Source organism: Lentzea xinjiangensis, assembly GCF_900110955.1.
Lineage (GTDB): Bacteria > Actinomycetota > Actinomycetes > Mycobacteriales > Pseudonocardiaceae > Lentzea > Lentzea xinjiangensis.
Genome location: NZ_FOFR01000032.1, coordinates 36,993 through 52,982, shown reverse-complemented (window position 1 = coordinate 52,982; position 15,990 = coordinate 36,993). Strand labels below are relative to the sequence as shown.

The window sequence follows — 15,990 nt, the reverse complement described above, 5'->3', positions numbered from 1 at the left end:
GATCGCCGTTCGGCCCGCGGCGGTGGACACCCGTGCGGCGCACGAGCGAGGATGCGCCGGTGATGGAAGAGCTGAAGTGGGTGCCGTCCACGGTCGACGTCACGCGCCCGAGCGTGGCGCGGATGTACGACTACTTCCTGGGCGGCTCGCACAACTTCGAGGCCGACCGCGCCGCCGCCAAGCAGGTGGAGCAGATCTTCCCCGGCGTCGCCCAGAGCGCGCAGGCGAACCGCTCGTTCCTGCGCCGGGTCGTCCGCCACCTCGTCGCCGAGGGCGTCGACCAGTTCCTGGACCTCGGCTCCGGCATCCCGACCGTGGGCAACGTCCACGAGATCGCCCAGCAGGACAACCCCTCCGCCCGCGTCGTCTACGTCGACTTCGAGCCGGTCGCCGTCTCGCACAGCAACGCCCTGCTGGCCGGGAACGACCACGCCACCGCACTGCTCGCGGACCTGCGCGCCACCTCCGCGGTCCTGGCGGGCGCCCGCGAGACGCTCGACTTCTCCCGCCCGGTCGGCGTGCTGATCATCGCGGCCCTGCACTTCGTCCCCGACTCGGAAGGCCCGTACGAGGCCGTCGCCGAGTACGTCGCGAACCTGTCGCCCGGCTCGTACCTCGCGATCACCCACGCCACCTGGGACAGCCTCACCGACACCGAACGCGCCGAGGCGGACGAGGTCAAGAAGATCTACAGCAGCTCCGACAACCAGCTCACCCCGCGCACGCACGCCGAGGTGACCAGGTTCTTCGACGGCCTCGACCTGCTGGAGCCGGGCGTCGTCGCGGTCAACGACTGGCGCCCGGACTCCTTCGAGGACCACACGGCCATCTACGGCGCCGTCGCCCGCAAGCCCTGAAGCAGGCGGTCGCGGATCTCGTTCGTCTCGCGGTCGGTGAGGGTGCGCTCCGGTGCCCTCATCGTCACGCGGATGAGCACGTTCTTCTGACCCGGCCCCGCTTCCAGCCTCGTCCGGACGTGCTCGGGCAGCTCCTCGACCGGCGTCTGGCTCAGCACCTCGACCTCCTCGACCACGTCCTCCGGCACGAGCGCGCGGATCCGGTCACCGAGCGTCTCGGCGTCCTCGTGCTCGTCCGCCACGATCGAGATGTCCCTGATCGCGGCCGGGTGCTTCGAGACGGGCCGGTACTCGGCCAGGTCGAGCATCTGCGCCGCGATGCGCGGATCGGTGTTGCGCAGCAGGCGGATGTCGGGAACGCCTTTGCGCAGCATGAGCAGCCGGTCGAGGCCGAGCCCCAGCGCCAGCCCGTGCGGGTGCTCCTTGAGCACGTGCCGCGCGGCCCGCCCGCACTCGCCGATCTCCACCCACTGACCGTCGTGCTCCACGTCGATCTGCTTGCCGTGGGTGGTGTACGGGTGCTGCGCGTCGACCGTGCGGTACCGCTTGCCCGGCAGCACAGTCGTGACGACCGTGTGGATGAGGTCGTCCAGTTCCTCGCGTTCGCGGGAAATCCGCCAGATGTCGAGCTGGTGCGGTGTGCCGGTGTGCAGGCGGTCGACCGTGTCGCGTCGATAGACGAGACCAGGGCAGAGCAGCGTCACGTCCGGTGTGGCCGTTTTGAGCGCGGACGGGATCATGGCCGTGGTGTGGCTGCGCAGCATGCACGTCTCGCTGACGTACCTGGTGTAGCGGGCGTCCCTGGTGATCGCGTCACGCGGATAGCCGAGGTGCTCGTAGTTGTGCTCCACCGGGACGAGCGGGTGGTGGCGGACCGCCCTCGGGTTGTCGAGGACGGCAGCCAGTTCGGCGATCAGCAGTTGCATCGCGTGCGGGCCCCGCGCGGGATCGGTGAGGTCGCGGACGTTCAGGGCGTGCACGAGTTCTTCGGTGCGGTACATGGGTTTCCCGTTCTCGGGTGCGGGTTCCTGGGTGCGGAGTCCCCCGACCGGCGGGAAGGTGTCAGGCGCGCGCCACCGCCGCGGGTCGGGGGTGGCTGAATCGGCGCGTCATGACCCCGAGGTTAGCGCTTCACTCCGGCGGCGTCAGCCGCAAATCCGGGTCCACCGGCGGCACGCCGTCGAACGGCCCGTCGTCCTTCAACCGTCCGACGTGGTCCAGGGCGACCTTGATCTCGTCGCGGAACGGGTCACCGTCGGCCGGGGGAGTGCGGAACCACTCGCCCAGCGCCTCGGGGATCTCGAACCGGTCGAGCAACTCCTCGTACATCGCGTCGCGGTCGGACGCCTGCACGCCGAGGTCGTGGTACTCCCGCATCGCCATGCGCAGCCGGATCCAGCGGTAGCGGTCGGTGTTCTGCTGCTGCTGGAACCGTTCGCGCAGCAGGTCGCCCGCGTGCCGGCCGCGCTGCGCCAGCCGCTTGATCGTGGCCGGCGGCATGAAGAGGTTGGTGCCGCCCTCGTCGCCGGACTGCCGCACGTGCGCGATGCGGCCGCGGTAGCCGGGCAGCCCGGACTGCATGGTGTCGCGCCAGTCCAGGAACGTGTCCAGGATGGACATCAGGAAGCCCGGCACGGACCCGATCGACGCGTAGCGCGTGCCGCTGGTCGACGCGTCCTGCTCCGGCAGCCACACCTCCCGCTCGTCGCCGTTCGGGTACGGCTGGAGGCTCAGGCCGAACGTGGGCCAGCGCGGCAGCAGCGCGTCGAAGAAGTGGATGGGGAAGTTGCTGGTGATGCCGCCGTCGGAGAACCAGTGCACGCGCCCGTCCCGGCACAGCGGCACGGCGGCGATCAGGCCGGGGAACGACAGCGACATCCGCACCGCCAGCACCACCGGCAGGTTCTCGCGGGCAGGCAGGCCGCGCAACGGCATGTGCTCGTGCAGCGGGCACTTCGCGTCGGTGGCAGGGCCGTTCATCTGCTCGACCACCCGGCGCGGCAGCACGTAGCCGAGGCATTCCTCGCAGTACTGCCAGTCCTCCTTGAACGGCAGCCGGTACGGCCGTCCCTCGGACAGGTCGGTGGTCATCAGCACGAGGTTGATCTCACCGAGGTCGCCGAACGTCAGCGCGTGCGCGGTGCCCGCCATGTCGTCGAGCCGGTCGGCGATCCAGTCGGCCAGCGGCGGCACACCCGTCGGCTTCGGCATGCCCGCCAGCCGGTCGAGCCACGACGGCCGGAAGTCGCCGGTGCCCGGCACCAGTCCGAAGTGGATGGACTCCGCGTTGTTCTTCAGGAACCGCTGCATGGCGTACCCGTACGTGACGATCAGCGCGCTGACCGCCGCGAGCGAGAGCACCAGCCACACCAGCAGCACGACCGCCGCTGTCGCGTGGTGCCGCGAGAACGCCAGGCCGAGCGTGAGCGGTAGTGCCGAGAAGACCCAGGCGGGCCAGGGCAGGCCGGTGCGCAACGGCCACAGCACCAGCACCAGGCACGCGACGGCCAGGAGGACGACCAGCGTCGCGAGCCAGGCCGGGTACCGCGCCGGCGCGAGCCACGCCGACCACAGCACCGGCCCGCCCAGCCACAGCAACGCCATCAGCGCCAGCACCGACTTCGCCCGCAGGCCGACGGCGCCGAGCAGCGCGAAGAACAGGCACGAGATCGCGCTGCGGCCGGTGGTCTCGCGCTTCTGCATGGTCGCGACGACGATCCGGTACAGCGCGCGGGTCTTCTCGGCCGGCTGGAAGAGCTGCGCCATCCGCCACCGGTCGGCACCCGTGCCGGAGGTGAACCAGTCGATCAGCCCGGCCAGCTTCTCGAAGCCGCCCTGGGCGCGACCGCGTTCGGCGGCGGCGGTGAACGCCGCGGCGATCGCACCCGCCGACGCGCCACCGATCTGCTTGAACTCGTAGTGGCGCGCCAGCGACGCGACGGCGAGCGGGTACACGACGCCGCTGGTGGTACCTCCGCGCATGGTCAGGTCGCAGTAGCGGTCGTACTCCATGTGCTCATGGTCGCGCGACCAAGGTCGTCCGTCGCCGAAGTTCACCCGGACGCCACCGAACCGATCTCGGGCCGCCACCTCGCCACCGCTGGGGGTCGCCGGAGCGCCGTCGCCGGATCACGCACGACCCGGCGGGCACGCCTCCCTCGGCCACGCCTCCCTCGGCCACCGGCGTCCTGCCCACCCCGGCGGGACCGTCACCCCGCCAGCTCGGCCAGCTCGGCCGGCGTGCCCGCCATGATCACGCGCACGTGCTCGGTCACCTTCTCCACCGGCCAGTCCCACCACGCGACCCGCTCCAGCAGCTCGATCTCGGCGTCGTCGTACCGCTTCTTGAGCAACCGGGCCGGGTTGCCGCCGACCACGCCGTACGCCGGCACGTCCGACACCACGACCGAGCCGGCGGCGATGATCGCGCCGTTGCCGACGCGGACCCCCGGCATGATCAACGCCTGGTAGCCGATCCACACGTCGTTGCCCACCACCGTGTCGCCACGGCTGGGCGCCCCCAGGGCGATGTCGAGCGTCTTCTCGGCCCACGCGCCGCCGAAGATCGTGAACGGGTACGTCGACACACCGTCGGTGCGGTGGTTGCCGCCGGACATGATGAACCGGACGCCTTCGGCCAACGCGCAGTAACGCCCGATGACCAGCTTCTCCGGACCGAAGTTGTAAAGGACGTTGCGGTGTTCGAACTCCGTGGCGTGCGAGGGGTCGTCGTAGTAGGTGTACTCGCCGACCTCGATCTGCGGGTTCTTCACCAACGGCTTGAGCAGCACCGTGCGGGGCATGTCCGGCAACGGGTAGAGGTTGTCGGGCGAGGGGATGGTCACGGCGCTCCGATCGGTTCTTCGCTGAACTGCGTGCGGTACAGCTTGGCGTAGTGGCCTTCGCGGGCCAGCAGCTCGTCGTGCGTACCGCGCTCGACGATCTGCCCGCCGTCGACGACGAGGATCTGGTCCGCCGCGCGGATCGTCGACAGCCGGTGGGCGATGACGAGCGACGTCCGTCCCGCCAGCGCCTCGACCAGCGCCTCCTGCACCGCCGCCTCCGACCGGGAGTCCAGGTGCGCGGTCGCCTCGTCCAGGATCACGACCCGCGGCTTGGCCAGCAGCAGCCGGGCGATCGTCAGCCGTTGCCGTTCACCGCCCGAGAGCCGGTAGCCGCGTTCGCCCACCACGGTGTCCAGCCGGTCCGGCAGCGACGCCACCAGGTCGGCCAGCCGGGCCCGCGTCAGCGCGTCCCAGATCTCCTCGTCGGTGGCGTCGGGGGCCGCGAGGCGCAGGTTCGCCCCGATCGACTCGTGGAACAGGTGCCCGTCCTGCGTCACCATGCCCACGGTCGCGCGGATCGAGTCGAACGACAGGTCGCGAACGTCCACACCGGACAGCCGGACGGCGCCGGAGTCCGCGTCGTACAGGCGGGGGACCAGCGACGCGATCGTCGACTTGCCCGCGCCGGACGCGCCCACGAGCGCGATCAGCGAACCCGGCTCCGCGACGAACGACACCCCGCCGAGGATCTCCTCGCCGCCGCGCGTGTCGAGCGACGCGACCTCCTCCAGCGACGCCAGCGACACCTTGTCCGCCGACGGGTAGGCGAAGCGGACGTCCGAGAACTCGACCGACACCGGCCCGTCCGGCACCGGGACGGGGGCGTCCTTCTCCTTGATCAGCGGCGGCAGGTCGAGCACCTCGAAGACCCGCTCGAACGACACCAGCGCGGTCATCACGTCGACCCGCGCTCCGGCCAGCGCCGTCAGCGGCGCGTACAACCGCGTCAGCAGCAGCGCCAGCGTCACGATGGTGCCCGGCGCCATCTCCCCGGCGAACACGAAGTACCCGCCCAGGCCGTAGACCAGCGCCAGCGCCAGCGAGGACACCAGGGTGAGCGCCACCAGGAACAGCCACTGCGCCACCGCGGTCCGCACGCCGATGTCGCGCACCCGCCGCGCCCGCGCCCCGAACTCGGCGCTCTCCAGCGCCGGCCGGCCGAACAGCTTGATCAGGGTCGCGCCGGGCGCCGAGAACCGCTCGGTCATCTGGGTCGTCATCGCCGAGTCGAGGTTCGCCGCCTCGCGGTGCATGGACGCCAAGCGCTTGCCCATCCGCCGCGCCGGGATCAGGAAGACCGGCAGCAGCAGCATCGCCAGCACCGTGACCTGCCACGACAGCGTCAGCATCACGGCCAGGGTGAGGACCAGCGCGATCACGTTCGTCACGACACCGGAGATCGTCTCGGAGAACGCCCGCTGCGCCGCGATCACGTCGTTGTTGAGCCGCGACACCAGCGCCCCGGTGCGCGTGCGGGTGAAGAACGCGATCGGCATCCGTTGCACGTGGTCGAACACGGCTTGCCGCAGCCGCAGGATCAGGTCCTCGCCGACCCGCGCCGACTGCCAGCGCTCGACCAGCGAGAAACCGGCCTCCAGCACGGCCACGCCGGCGATCGCCAGCGCGAGCCACACCACCAGCCCGTAGTCGCGGCCGGCGATGATGGTGTCCACCACGCGTCCGGCCAGCAGCGGCGAGGCCACCGCGAGCACCGCCGCGACGGCGCTGATGGCGAGCAGCCCGTAGACGGCTCGCCGCTGCGGGTGGGCGAACCGGGCGACGCGCTTCAACGTCGCCCGGCTGACCCGGCGGCTCTTCTCGTCCTGCATCGCGCTCTCGAGCGCGTACCAGGCGTTGAAGTCGATGTTCATGACGCCCAGTCTCGAACTTCGACCTATGACGAGGTCAAGCTGTTTTGAGGAACTCGTCCACCTCGGCCAGCGCCGCCGCGCGCACCGGCTCCGGCGACAGGAACAGGTCGTGCATGCCGGCCTTGATCTCCACGACCTTGACCGACGGCCCGATCTTCGGGCCCCAGCGCCTCATGCCCTCGACGTCCAGCACCGCGTCGGCCTGGGAGACGTCCTCGCTCCACTCACGGGCGTTGAGCATGCTCCTGTCGGAGTGCAGCACGAGCACGGGCACCCGGACGTCGAGACCTTTGTGGACCTTCTCCTGCGCGATCAGGACGGCCCGGATCCACCCGGCCAGCACGGGGAAACCGGCGAGGGGCTTCCACTTCACGTCGAAGTCCCACTCGCCGTTGCGCGAGTTGTGGATCGCCGCGCCGTACGCGTCGCCGAGGTTCGCGCGGACCTTCACCTTCGGCGCGACCCGCCCGACGAGCTTCACGAGCCGCCGCAGGAACCGCGGCTCGGCGACGTCGAGCCAGGGGCTGTTGAGCACCAACGCGTCGATCAGGTCGCCGGACCGGCGTTCGTGCGCCCACAACGACGTGGTGAGCCCGCCGGTCGAGTGCCCCATCAGCACGACCCGCGAGTGCTCCGCGCGGATCACGGCGATGGCGGCGTCGATCTCCTCGAAGTACACCGCCATGTCGGTCGTGTAGTTCGGCAGCTCGCCGTCGCGCATCGACCGGCCGTACCCGCGCAGGTCGACCGCGTAGAAGTCGTAGCCCTGGGCGGTGTAGTGCTCGGCCACGTGCTCCTGGAAGAAGTAGTCGGCGAAGCCGTGCACGTAGAGGATGGCGCCGCGGTCGTTGACCGCGGCACGGCGGCGGACCAGCGTCGCGGAGGCCCCGCCGCGCAACGGCAGAACGGTGGTGTCTTCGTCGCTCACCGCGCCAGTTTGCAACCATCCGGTGCCGATTCCGTGCAGGCTCGTCCGGATCGTGTCTAACCTGGGTGGTGTGACGGGGGACATCGAGCAGTCGTCGAGGGTGCGCTTTCCGGGGATCAGCCCGCGCGCCTACGAACATCCAGCCGACCGGGGCGCCCTCGCGGTGCTGAGGGCGGTGCCCGCCGTGGCGCCGGTCCTCAAGGCGGTCGCCGCGGCCTTCTCCGAACGGGGGGAGCGCCTGCTGCAGCTCGCGTCCTCCGTGCGGGTCGGCCCGAAGCAGTACCCGCAGCTCGACCGCATCCGCAACGAGGTCGCCGCGGCGTTCGACCTCGAGCCGGTGCCCGAGCTCTACGTGCAGCGGCACCCGGTCGAGGCGGCGTGGACGAGCGGCATCGACACGCCGTTCATCGTGCTGACCACCGGCCTGGTCGACCTGCTGGACAACGAGAGCCTGCGGTTCGTCATCGGCCACGAGATGGGCCACGTGATGTCGGGCCACGCGCTCTACAACACGCTGCTGCGCCGCCTCATCGGCCTCCAGCAGTCCTTCGCGTGGGTGCCCGCGGGCGCGCTCGCCATGCGGGCGGTCATCGCGGCGTTGCGCGAGTGGCAGCGCAAGACCGAGCTGTCCTGCGACCGGGCCGGCCTGCTCGCCTGCCAGGACCCGCAGGCCGCGCTGCGGGCGCACGTCGCGCTCGCGGGCGACCTCGGCGGCCAGGTCGACATCGCCGAGTTCCTCGCCCAGGCGAGGGAGTACGAGGAGGTCGAGGACATCCGCGACAGCATCCTCAAGCTCCTGCACACCGAGGAGCGCTCGCACCCGCTGGTCGTGGTGCGCGCCGCCGAGCTGCAGCGCTGGTCGGCGAGCGAGGAGTACCGCGAGATCCTGACCGGCACGTACGCGCGCCGCGAGGACGACAGGCCGGCGAACAACCTCACCGACGACGTGAAGTCCGCCGCCCGGTCGTACAAGGAGTCCATGGGCAACTCCGCCGACCCGCTGATCAAGACCATCAACGACATCGGCGAGGCCGTCATGGGCGCGGCGGGCAAGGTCTGGAGCAAAGTTGCTCCAAATGGCGCAGCGGAGTAGCTACCATCTGGAGTCATGAGACGACTCCTGGTGCTTGTTCTCTCCGCTCTGCTGGTCCCGACCGGTGTGGCCGCCGCCGACGTGCAGGTCGTCGGCGGCGAGCGCGCGTCGATCGCGGCGAACCCCTGGGCCGTGCACCTCACGGACGCGCGTGGCGCGCAGTTCTGCGGCGGCACCCTCGTCGCGCCGGCGAAGGTGCTCACCGCGGCGCACTGCGTGCAAGGCCGCTCGCCCCGCAACCTGCGAGTCGTCGCGGGCCGCGAGGACAAGCTGGACCGCGAGTCCGGGATCGTGGCGACGCCGGTCGACATCTGGCTGCACCCGCAGTTCATCGCCGCCGACCAGGGAGAGGACCTCGCGGTCCTGACGCTCGGCGAGGCGCTGCCGTACTCGCCGCTGCCCTTCGCCGAAGCCGCCGACGGGCCGCTCTACGAGCCGGGCACGCAGCTCCGCGCGCTCGGCTGGGGCCGCACGAGCGAGAACGGCAGGACGTCCCGCTTCCTCATGCAGGCCACCCTGCCGGTCCTGCCGGACGACTACTGCGTCCGGACCTACCCGCACTTCGTGAAGGCGGACATGTTCTGCGCGGGCTACGAGGGCGGCAAGGTCGACACGTGCCAGGGCGACTCGGGCGGCCCGATCGTCGCCGGGGGCAAGCTCGTCGGCGTCACGTCCTGGGGCGAGGGCTGCGCGCGCAAGGGCAAGCCCGGCGTGTACGTCCGGGTCTCCCGCTACGCCAAGGACCTGCACCCGGTGGTGAACCCGGCACCGGCCGAAGTCGTCGACCCGTAGCTCCGCCGCACGCGAGCACCGTCGTCGGTGGGCGGCTCGGCCGCTCACCGACGGCCGCCGGGTCCCGGTCGCTCACCAGGCGCCGGACCGGGGACGGGACCCCGACGTCCGCTTGAGCTCCCGGACGAGGTCGGCGCGGTAGCGGAGCCCCGCGCTCTCCGCTCGTTCGATCGCCTTGTCGTACAACGCCTCGTCCTGCACCAGCGCGGCCTTGCCGGCGAGCGCGCGCACCTCGATGATGCGGAACTCGGCGTCGACCGCGCGGCGCAGCACCTCGTCGTACTCGGCGACCGACCGGTTCACCTCCGCGAGCACCAGGCAGGCGTCCACCTCGGTGAGCAGGTCGTCGCCCCCGGCCAGTTCGAGCGCTCGTCCCGCCTGCTCCCGCGCCTCCCGCGGCCTCCCGGCCGCGAGCAGCAGCTCCGCGTACTCGACCCGCGCGGACATCTCGACGGGCCGGAGGCCGTGCTCGCGCGCCAGGTCCAGCGACTCGTGGAACGCCTGCTCGCCCTCCGCGTACCGGTGCCGGGCCGCGAGCACCACGCCGAGGTTGTTGAGCCCGTTCGCGAGGTGCTGCCAGTCGTCGCTCTCCCTGGCCAGCCGCACGGACCGGCGCAGCACGTCCTCGGCGGAGGAGAGCCTGCCGAGCTCCAGCTCGACCAGCCCGAGGTTGGCCAGCCCGCCGACGAGCTGGGGCCGCAGCCCGTCCGCCTCGTAGATCTCGATCGCCGCGGCCAGGTGCTCGCGCGCCGGCCCGAGCTCGCCGACGTCGTGGTAGATCCCGGCGAGGATGTTCAGCGCGCTGGCCTCCTGCGGCCGCGCACCGGCCGCGCGGTACTCGGCGATGGCCCGTTCGCCGTGCTCGATCGCCGTGCGGTGCTCGCCGAAGCGCCAGTCGAGGTAGGCGAGGCACACCCGCATCGCCGCCGCCCGCTGCCCGGTCTCGCCGCGGTCCAGCGCGGCACGCGCGATCGTGCGCAGGTCGGCGTACTGGCCGGTGAGCAGCAGGTAGGTCCGCAGCGCCGCGACCAGTGCCGCGTCCGGCCGGTCCTCGGCGAGGGCGACGAGGTTGGGCCGCTCCGCCTCGAACCACGCCACCGCCTCGTCGTGGCCGGTGAACGCGACGGGGTCCGGCACGGGCGGCAGCAGCCGGGTGAAGCCGGCTTTGAGCTGCGCCTCGGCGCCGTCCGCGTGCCTGAGGTACCAGTCGAACACCGCTCGCCGGTCGTCCGCCGTCGCTCGCCGGTGCGCGTAGAGCCGCAGGAGGTCGTGGAGCTGGTAGCGGTCGTCGTTGCGCTGCACGAGGTTCGCCGCGACCAGCTCGTCGGCGGCGGGACCGGCCAGGCCGCGCGGGATGTCCTGGCCGGGGACGGCGCCGAGGAAGTCGAACGTGCGCCGCGCCCGTGGTGACAGCTCGCGGTACGAGAGGTCGAACGTGGCCCGCACGGCCGTGGTGTCGCCCTCGATCTCCAACGCGTCCAGCCGGTGCTCCCGCAGCTCCTCGACGTAGTCCTGCAAGTGGCGCCCGGCGAGGTTCGCCCCGGCGATCCGCAGCGCGAGCGGCAGCCGGCCGCACAGCTCGACCAGCTCACCGGTGTCGCCGTCGACGCGCATGCCCTTGAGCAGCTCCCGCGCCTCCTGGTCGGTCAGCACGCCCAGCCGGACCTGCGCGAACTGCGGCAGGTCCTGGCGGCTCGTGACCAGCGCGGCACAGCCGGGCGTGGCCGGCAGCAGCGGCGCGACCACCCCGGCGGTCGCGTTGTCGAGCACCACGAGCACCCGCCGGTGGCGCAGCAGCTCGCGGTAGTCGTCGTCCGGGCCGCCGCCGAGCGCCTTCACGAACCGCGCCAGCGCCTGCTCCGCCGTCATCGGCGGCCCGGTGGAGAAGCCGCGCAGGTTCACGTAGAGCTGGCCGTCAGGGAACCGCTCGCGCAGCCGGTGCGCCTCGCGGACCGCGAGCACCGTCTTGCCGACGCCGGGCAGCCCGGTGATCGCCCGCACCGGCGCGTCGATCAGCTCGAGCCTCGCGATCTCCTCCCTCCTGCCCACGAAGTCCGGCAGGTCGGCGGGGAGCTGGCACGGCGCGGGCGGGCGGGGGACGAGCCGGTAGCCGGCCGGTTCGGTGACCACCTGCTCGGTGCCGCGCAGCCTGCTGACCAGGGTGCGCAGCGCCGCGCGCGGGTGCATCGGCGGTCCGTCCGGCCACACCTCGGCGATCAGCGCGTCGAACGGCACCGGTTCGCCGGGACGTGCGGCCAGCGCGTCGCGCAGAGCCCGCAGTCGATCCGCCACGAGATCGAGTGTGCCTCAGAGCACCAGGCCGACGGACATGGTCAGGAAAACGGCCGCGCACACCGCGTCCAGCGCGGTCGTCACCCCCGGCCGCCGGAGCCGGCCGGCCACGCGTGACGCCGCCAGCACGATCATCAGCTCCCAGATCGCCGCGAGGCCGAGGAACAGCACGGCCAGCATCGCGAGCTGCGGTGCCGGTTCACCCGATCCGATGAATTGCGGCAGGAACGCGAGCGAGAACAGGATCATCTTCGGGTTGGTGATGTTGGTCAGGAAGCCCTGCCGGAACGGCCGGTTGCTCATGGTCTCCTCCGGTTGCTCACCGGAGCGCAGCAGCAGCCCGCGCGTGATGGAAACCGCCAGGTAGAGCAGGTAACCGGCGCCGATCCAGCGCAACGCCGCGAGCACCACCGGGTACTGCGCCAGCACCACGCCCAGGCCGGAGATCACCAGCGCCACCTGGACGGCGGCGGCCGAGTGGATGCCCGCCAGCGCGAGCAGTCCCGCGCGGGTGCCGGAGCGCAACGACGTGCGCAGCAACAGGAACGCGTCAACACCGGGGGTCACGATGACGACCGCGCACGCGATGAGGAAGGCCGGGACCTGGCCGAAGTCGAACAGCACCGTACATAACCCCCGTGATCTGCGCCACTGACCGTAAAATCTGCGGCCACAAGAGACGTTAACACGAGATTCTTCGGTTTTGACGTCATCCTAGCGCGGTCGCTACCGTTGGTGACCAATCGTCCACCTGGCGCAACGGGGAGTGGTCCGTGAGGGGTAAGCGGTTTGCCGTGCTGCTGGCGGTGATCGCGCTGGTCAGCGGCGCACCGACGGCCGGCGCGATCGTCGGTGGGACTCCCGCGCGGGTGGCGGACACCCCCTGGGTTGTGGCGATCACCACCACGGACGGCCAGCTGATCTGCGGTGGCGCGCTCGTCGCCGCGGACAAGGTCATCACCGCCGCGCACTGCGTCACGACGAAGGGCGTCATCGGCAAGGACCAGCGCCAGGCCGAGCACCTGCGCGTCGTCGCGGGTCGCACGGACCTGCGGGTGAAGGACGAGGGCGTCGAGGCCGTCGTCGCGAGCGTGTGGCGGCACCCGGAGTACCGCGAGGTCACCCGGGGCGACGACGTGGCGGTGCTGACCCTGGGCCAGGCGCTGCCCTACCGGACGATCGCGCTCGGTGAGACGGGTCCCGACGGCGTGGTGCTCGGCTGGGGCCGCACGGCGGAGAACTCGCCGCCCGCCTTGGCGCTGCGCAAGACGACGGTGCCGATCCTGTCCGACGAGGAGTGCGCGCTGAAGGAGCCGGACTTCCGGCCGGACGCGATGCTGTGCGCCGGGCGCGGTGGCCGGGACGCGTGCGTGGGCGACTCCGGCGGGCCGCTCGTCGTGCGCGGCAGGCTCGCGGGCGTCGTCTCGTTCGGCCGCGGTTGCGCGCGCCCCGACGAACCCGGCGTCTACACCCGGCTGGCCCACCACCGGTCGGCGCTGGGCATCTGACGGTTCCGCGTCGGCGAGGTCTCCGGGTTTCTGATATCCGCGGGCTTCTGATATCCAAGGTGCGGTGCGAACCACACCGATTCCCGCCACCCTGCGCCGGCAGTGGGGCCTCGACCTGAGCCTCGAGCAGCTCTACGCCATCCTGCGGCTGCGCCAGGACGTGTTCGTCGTCGAGCAGAACAGCGTCTACTGCGACGTGGACGGCCGCGATCTCGAACGGGGAACGCGGCACTTCTGGCTGGAAGCCGAAGGCTCCCACGACCCGCTCGCCTACCTGCGGCTGCTCGAAGAGCCCGACGGCACGTTCCGGATCGGACGGGTCGTCACGGCGCGCATGGCGCGCGGCCGCGGCTTCAGCCGCCGGTTGATGGAGGCGGCTCTGGCGGACGTCGGTGATACGCCGTGCGTGCTCGACGCACAGACGTATGTCGCCGACTTCTACGCGTCGTTCGGCTTCGTGCCCGAAGGCGCGGAGTTCATCGAGGACGGGATCCCACACCTGCGGATGCGGCGCATTCCCTGATCACGCGCACCGCGCGCGCGATGTCGGCCTCGGTCAGGTCGGCGCGCGCGGTGAGCCGCAGCCTGCTGATCTGGTCCGGCACCGACGGCGGCCGGAAGCAGCCGACGACGACGCCGTTCGCGCGGCAGTTCTCGGCCCACTGGAACGCCTGCTCCGGCGACGGCGCCCGCACGCTGACCACGGCCGAGGCCGGCGTGCTGACGTCGAAACCGGCTTCCGCCAGGCGGTTGCTCAGGTCGTGCGCGACCGTCAGCGCGCGCTCGGGGCGGTCCGGCTCCTCGCGCAGGATCTTGATCGCCGCGAGGGCCGCCGCCGCGCTGCTCGGCGCGAGACCGGTGTCGAAGATGAACGTCCGCGCGGTGTCGACCAGGTGCTTGATCACCCGGCTGGGGCCGAGCACCGCGCCGCCCTGCGCGCCGAGCGACTTGCTCAGCGTCAGCGTGGTGATCACGTCCGGCGCCCTGACGATGCCCGCCTCGGCCACGGCTCCGCGGCCGCCGGGACCGACGACACCGAGACCGTGCGCGTCGTCGACGACCAGCGCGGCCCCGGTCGCGCGGCAGGCCTCGTGCAGCTCGGCCAACGGGGCGATGTCGCCGTCGACGCTGAAGACCGAGTCGGTGACCACGATCGCGCGCCGTTTGCCGCGGGTCTCCAGCGCGTGCCGGACCTGCCGGACGTCGCAGTGGCCGGCGACGACGACGTCGGCCTTGGACAGCCGCGTGCCGTCGATCAGCGAGGCGTGGATGTGCTGGTCGGCCACGATCGCCGTGCCCGGACCGGTGAGCGCCGTGACCGCGCCGAGGTTCGCGGCGTAGCCGCTGCTGAACACCAGCGCCGACTGCGCGCCGCAGAAGTTCGCGAGCTCGAACTCCAGCTCCGCGTGCAGCTCCGTCGATCCCGTGACCAGCCGCGACCCCGTGGAGCCCGCGCCCCACTTGAGCGTGGCGGCGGCCGCGGCGCCCGCGACGCGCTTGTCCTTGGCGAGCCCCAGGTAGTCGTTGCTCGCGAGGTCGAGGTCCGTCGAGTCCGCCGTGCGCGGCCGCAGCCGCCGGGTCAGCCCCGCCTTGGCGCGCGCTTGCGAGCGGACGTCGATCCAGTCGAACGTCGACTCACCACCACTGGAAATCGCCTCAGTTGTGCTCACGGTCACCGCGTGAGTCTCCCATCCGCCGACTAGCGTGCCGCTCGTGGACCTGTTCACCTTCACGCGCGCCGAGCTCACCTCACCGGTGCAGTTCGTCGGCGGCCGCTGGGTGGTGTCGGCCTACGACGACGTGCGCGCCGTGCTGGCCGACCCGGTCACGTACCTGCCCGACAACGCGCTGACCGCGGTCACCCCGGTCGCACCCGCCGCGCTGCGCGCCCTGGTGAGGGCCCGCTTCTCGCTGCCGCCGACCCTCGCGAACAACGGTTCCGCGTCGCACGCCGGTCTGCGGCGACTGGTGGCGTCGTTCTTCACGCCGGCGCGTGTCGCCGCCGCGGAGCCTCGCATCCGGGAGCTCGCGGTGGAACGCCTCGGTGGCATGGATCTCAGCCGGGGCGATCTCGTCAGCGGCCTGGCGTGGGACCTGCCGGCCGTCGTGCTGGTGGAGCTGCTCGGCCTGGAGAACGTCGACATCCCGACGCTGAAGCGCTGGAGCTCCGGCTCGCTCGAGTTCTTCTGGGGCGACATCTCCCGCGAGCGCCAGCTCGAGCTGGTCGACGACGTCGGCGACTTCCACCAATGGCTGGTCAAGCGCTACCACGCGCGGGACGGCGAGCTGTTCTGCGCGCTCGCCGACGCCGGTGTGTCCGCGCAGGACGCCGCCGGCCTGTGCTACTTCCTGCTGATCGCGGGGCAGGAGACGACGACCCAGTTGCTGTCCGCGGCTCTGCGCCGGGCGTTGCGGGACCGCCCGCTGTGGGCGCGGCTCGGCGAACCCGGTGTGGCGGAGTCGTTCGTGGAGGACGCGCTGCGGACCGAGACGCCCGTGGTGACGTGGCGACGGCTGACCGCTCGCGAGGTGGTGCTGTCCGGTGTGCGCGTTCCCGCGGGTGCCGAGCTCGTGTTGTTGTTGAGCGGCGAGGAAAGTGACCCGCGGCACCTCGCGTTCGGGTACGGCCGGCACTTCTGCCTCGGCGCGGGGCTGGCCCGGCTGGAGGCCGCCGTGACGCTGCGGACCGTGGCCGAGCACGAGCCCTCGCTGCACCTCGTGGGCCCGCCACCGGAGTGGCTGACCCTGCTGTCGTTCCGCGCGCCCCGGTCCGTCGGGGTCGCGCGGTGAGCCGGTCCGCCATT

General features: G+C 71.8%; 14 protein-coding genes. 6 read left to right on the top strand and 8 right to left on the bottom strand.

What is annotated here, in order from left to right; translation table 11 throughout:
- The first annotated feature begins 62 nt into the window (after positions 1 to 62).
- A complete protein-coding gene (locus BMW88_RS38710) occupies positions 63 to 857 on the top strand; it encodes an SAM-dependent methyltransferase (protein ID WP_089961508.1) in 795 nt (264 codons plus the stop codon).
- Here the strand turns inward: BMW88_RS38710 and srmL are convergent.
- The 5 genes from srmL to BMW88_RS38685 all read right to left on the bottom strand — a co-directional run bounded on the left by srmL (position 830) and on the right by BMW88_RS38685 (position 7,501).
- On the bottom strand, positions 830 to 1,858 hold the full coding sequence (srmL, locus tag BMW88_RS38705) for a PheS-related mystery ligase SrmL (protein ID WP_089961505.1): 1,029 nt from the start codon (positions 1,856 to 1,858) through the stop codon (positions 830 to 832). The two genes, BMW88_RS38710 and srmL, sit on opposite strands and share 28 nt — an antisense overlap.
- A 130-nt stretch (positions 1,859 to 1,988) precedes the next feature.
- The gene (locus BMW88_RS38700) at positions 1,989 to 3,869 is read right to left on the bottom strand and encodes a patatin-like phospholipase domain-containing protein (protein ID WP_089961502.1); all 1,881 of its coding nucleotides are present in this window, start codon (positions 3,867 to 3,869) and stop codon (positions 1,989 to 1,991) included.
- Between the two features lie 197 nt (positions 3,870 to 4,066).
- On the bottom strand, positions 4,067 to 4,660 hold the full coding sequence (locus BMW88_RS38695; RefSeq protein WP_089961601.1) for a CatB-related O-acetyltransferase: 594 nt from the start codon (positions 4,658 to 4,660) through the stop codon (positions 4,067 to 4,069).
- Positions 4,661 to 4,698: 38 nt separating this feature from the next.
- Positions 4,699 to 6,573, bottom strand: a complete 1,875-nt coding sequence (locus tag BMW88_RS38690; RefSeq protein WP_089961499.1) for an ABC transporter ATP-binding protein — start codon at positions 6,571 to 6,573, stop codon at positions 4,699 to 4,701.
- A 34-nt stretch (positions 6,574 to 6,607) separates the two neighbouring features.
- A complete protein-coding gene (locus BMW88_RS38685) occupies positions 6,608 to 7,501 on the bottom strand; it encodes an alpha/beta hydrolase (protein ID WP_245778357.1) in 894 nt (297 codons plus the stop codon).
- Positions 7,502 to 7,571: 70 nt separating this feature from the next.
- Here BMW88_RS38685 and BMW88_RS38680 point away from each other — a divergent pair, with 70 nt between their 5' ends.
- Together BMW88_RS38680 and BMW88_RS38675 are read left to right on the top strand one after the other, a co-directional pair.
- The gene (locus tag BMW88_RS38680) at positions 7,572 to 8,594 is read left to right on the top strand and encodes a M48 family metallopeptidase (protein WP_089961496.1); all 1,023 of its coding nucleotides are present in this window, start codon (positions 7,572 to 7,574) and stop codon (positions 8,592 to 8,594) included.
- Positions 8,595 to 8,609: 15 nt separating this feature from the next.
- Entirely contained in the window at positions 8,610 to 9,386 is a 777-nt protein-coding gene (locus BMW88_RS38675; RefSeq protein ID WP_089961493.1) for a S1 family peptidase, read from the top strand.
- Positions 9,387 to 9,458: 72 nt separating this feature from the next.
- Here BMW88_RS38675 and BMW88_RS38670 read toward each other — a convergent pair whose 3' ends face one another.
- Positions 9,459 to 11,678 carry an ATP-binding protein gene (locus tag BMW88_RS38670; protein WP_089961489.1) on the bottom strand — a complete coding sequence of 740 codons (2,220 nt, stop codon included), beginning with the start codon at positions 11,676 to 11,678 and terminating at the stop codon, positions 9,459 to 9,461.
- Between the two features lie 15 nt (positions 11,679 to 11,693).
- Entirely contained in the window at positions 11,694 to 12,302 is a 609-nt protein-coding gene (locus BMW88_RS38665) for a LysE family translocator (RefSeq protein ID WP_089961486.1), read from the bottom strand.
- Positions 12,303 to 12,451: 149 nt separating this feature from the next.
- On the opposite strand from BMW88_RS38665, the gene BMW88_RS38660 reads away from it, so the two are divergent.
- Positions 12,452 to 13,186, top strand: a complete 735-nt coding sequence (locus BMW88_RS38660; RefSeq protein WP_089961482.1) for a serine protease — start codon at positions 12,452 to 12,454, stop codon at positions 13,184 to 13,186.
- 64 nt (positions 13,187 to 13,250) lie between these two features.
- A complete protein-coding gene (locus tag BMW88_RS38655; RefSeq protein WP_089961478.1) occupies positions 13,251 to 13,709 on the top strand; it encodes a GNAT family N-acetyltransferase in 459 nt (152 codons plus the stop codon).
- Here the strand turns inward: BMW88_RS38655 and BMW88_RS38650 are convergent.
- The gene (locus BMW88_RS38650; protein ID WP_245778356.1) at positions 13,663 to 14,856 is read right to left on the bottom strand and encodes an 8-amino-7-oxononanoate synthase; all 1,194 of its coding nucleotides are present in this window, start codon (positions 14,854 to 14,856) and stop codon (positions 13,663 to 13,665) included. The two genes, BMW88_RS38655 and BMW88_RS38650, sit on opposite strands and share 47 nt — an antisense overlap.
- Positions 14,857 to 14,899: 43 nt before the next feature.
- Here BMW88_RS38650 and BMW88_RS38645 point away from each other — a divergent pair, with 43 nt between their 5' ends.
- Entirely contained in the window at positions 14,900 to 15,976 is a 1,077-nt protein-coding gene (locus tag BMW88_RS38645) for a cytochrome P450 family protein (protein WP_218148387.1), read from the top strand.
- The last annotated feature ends 14 nt before the right edge of the window (positions 15,977 to 15,990 follow it).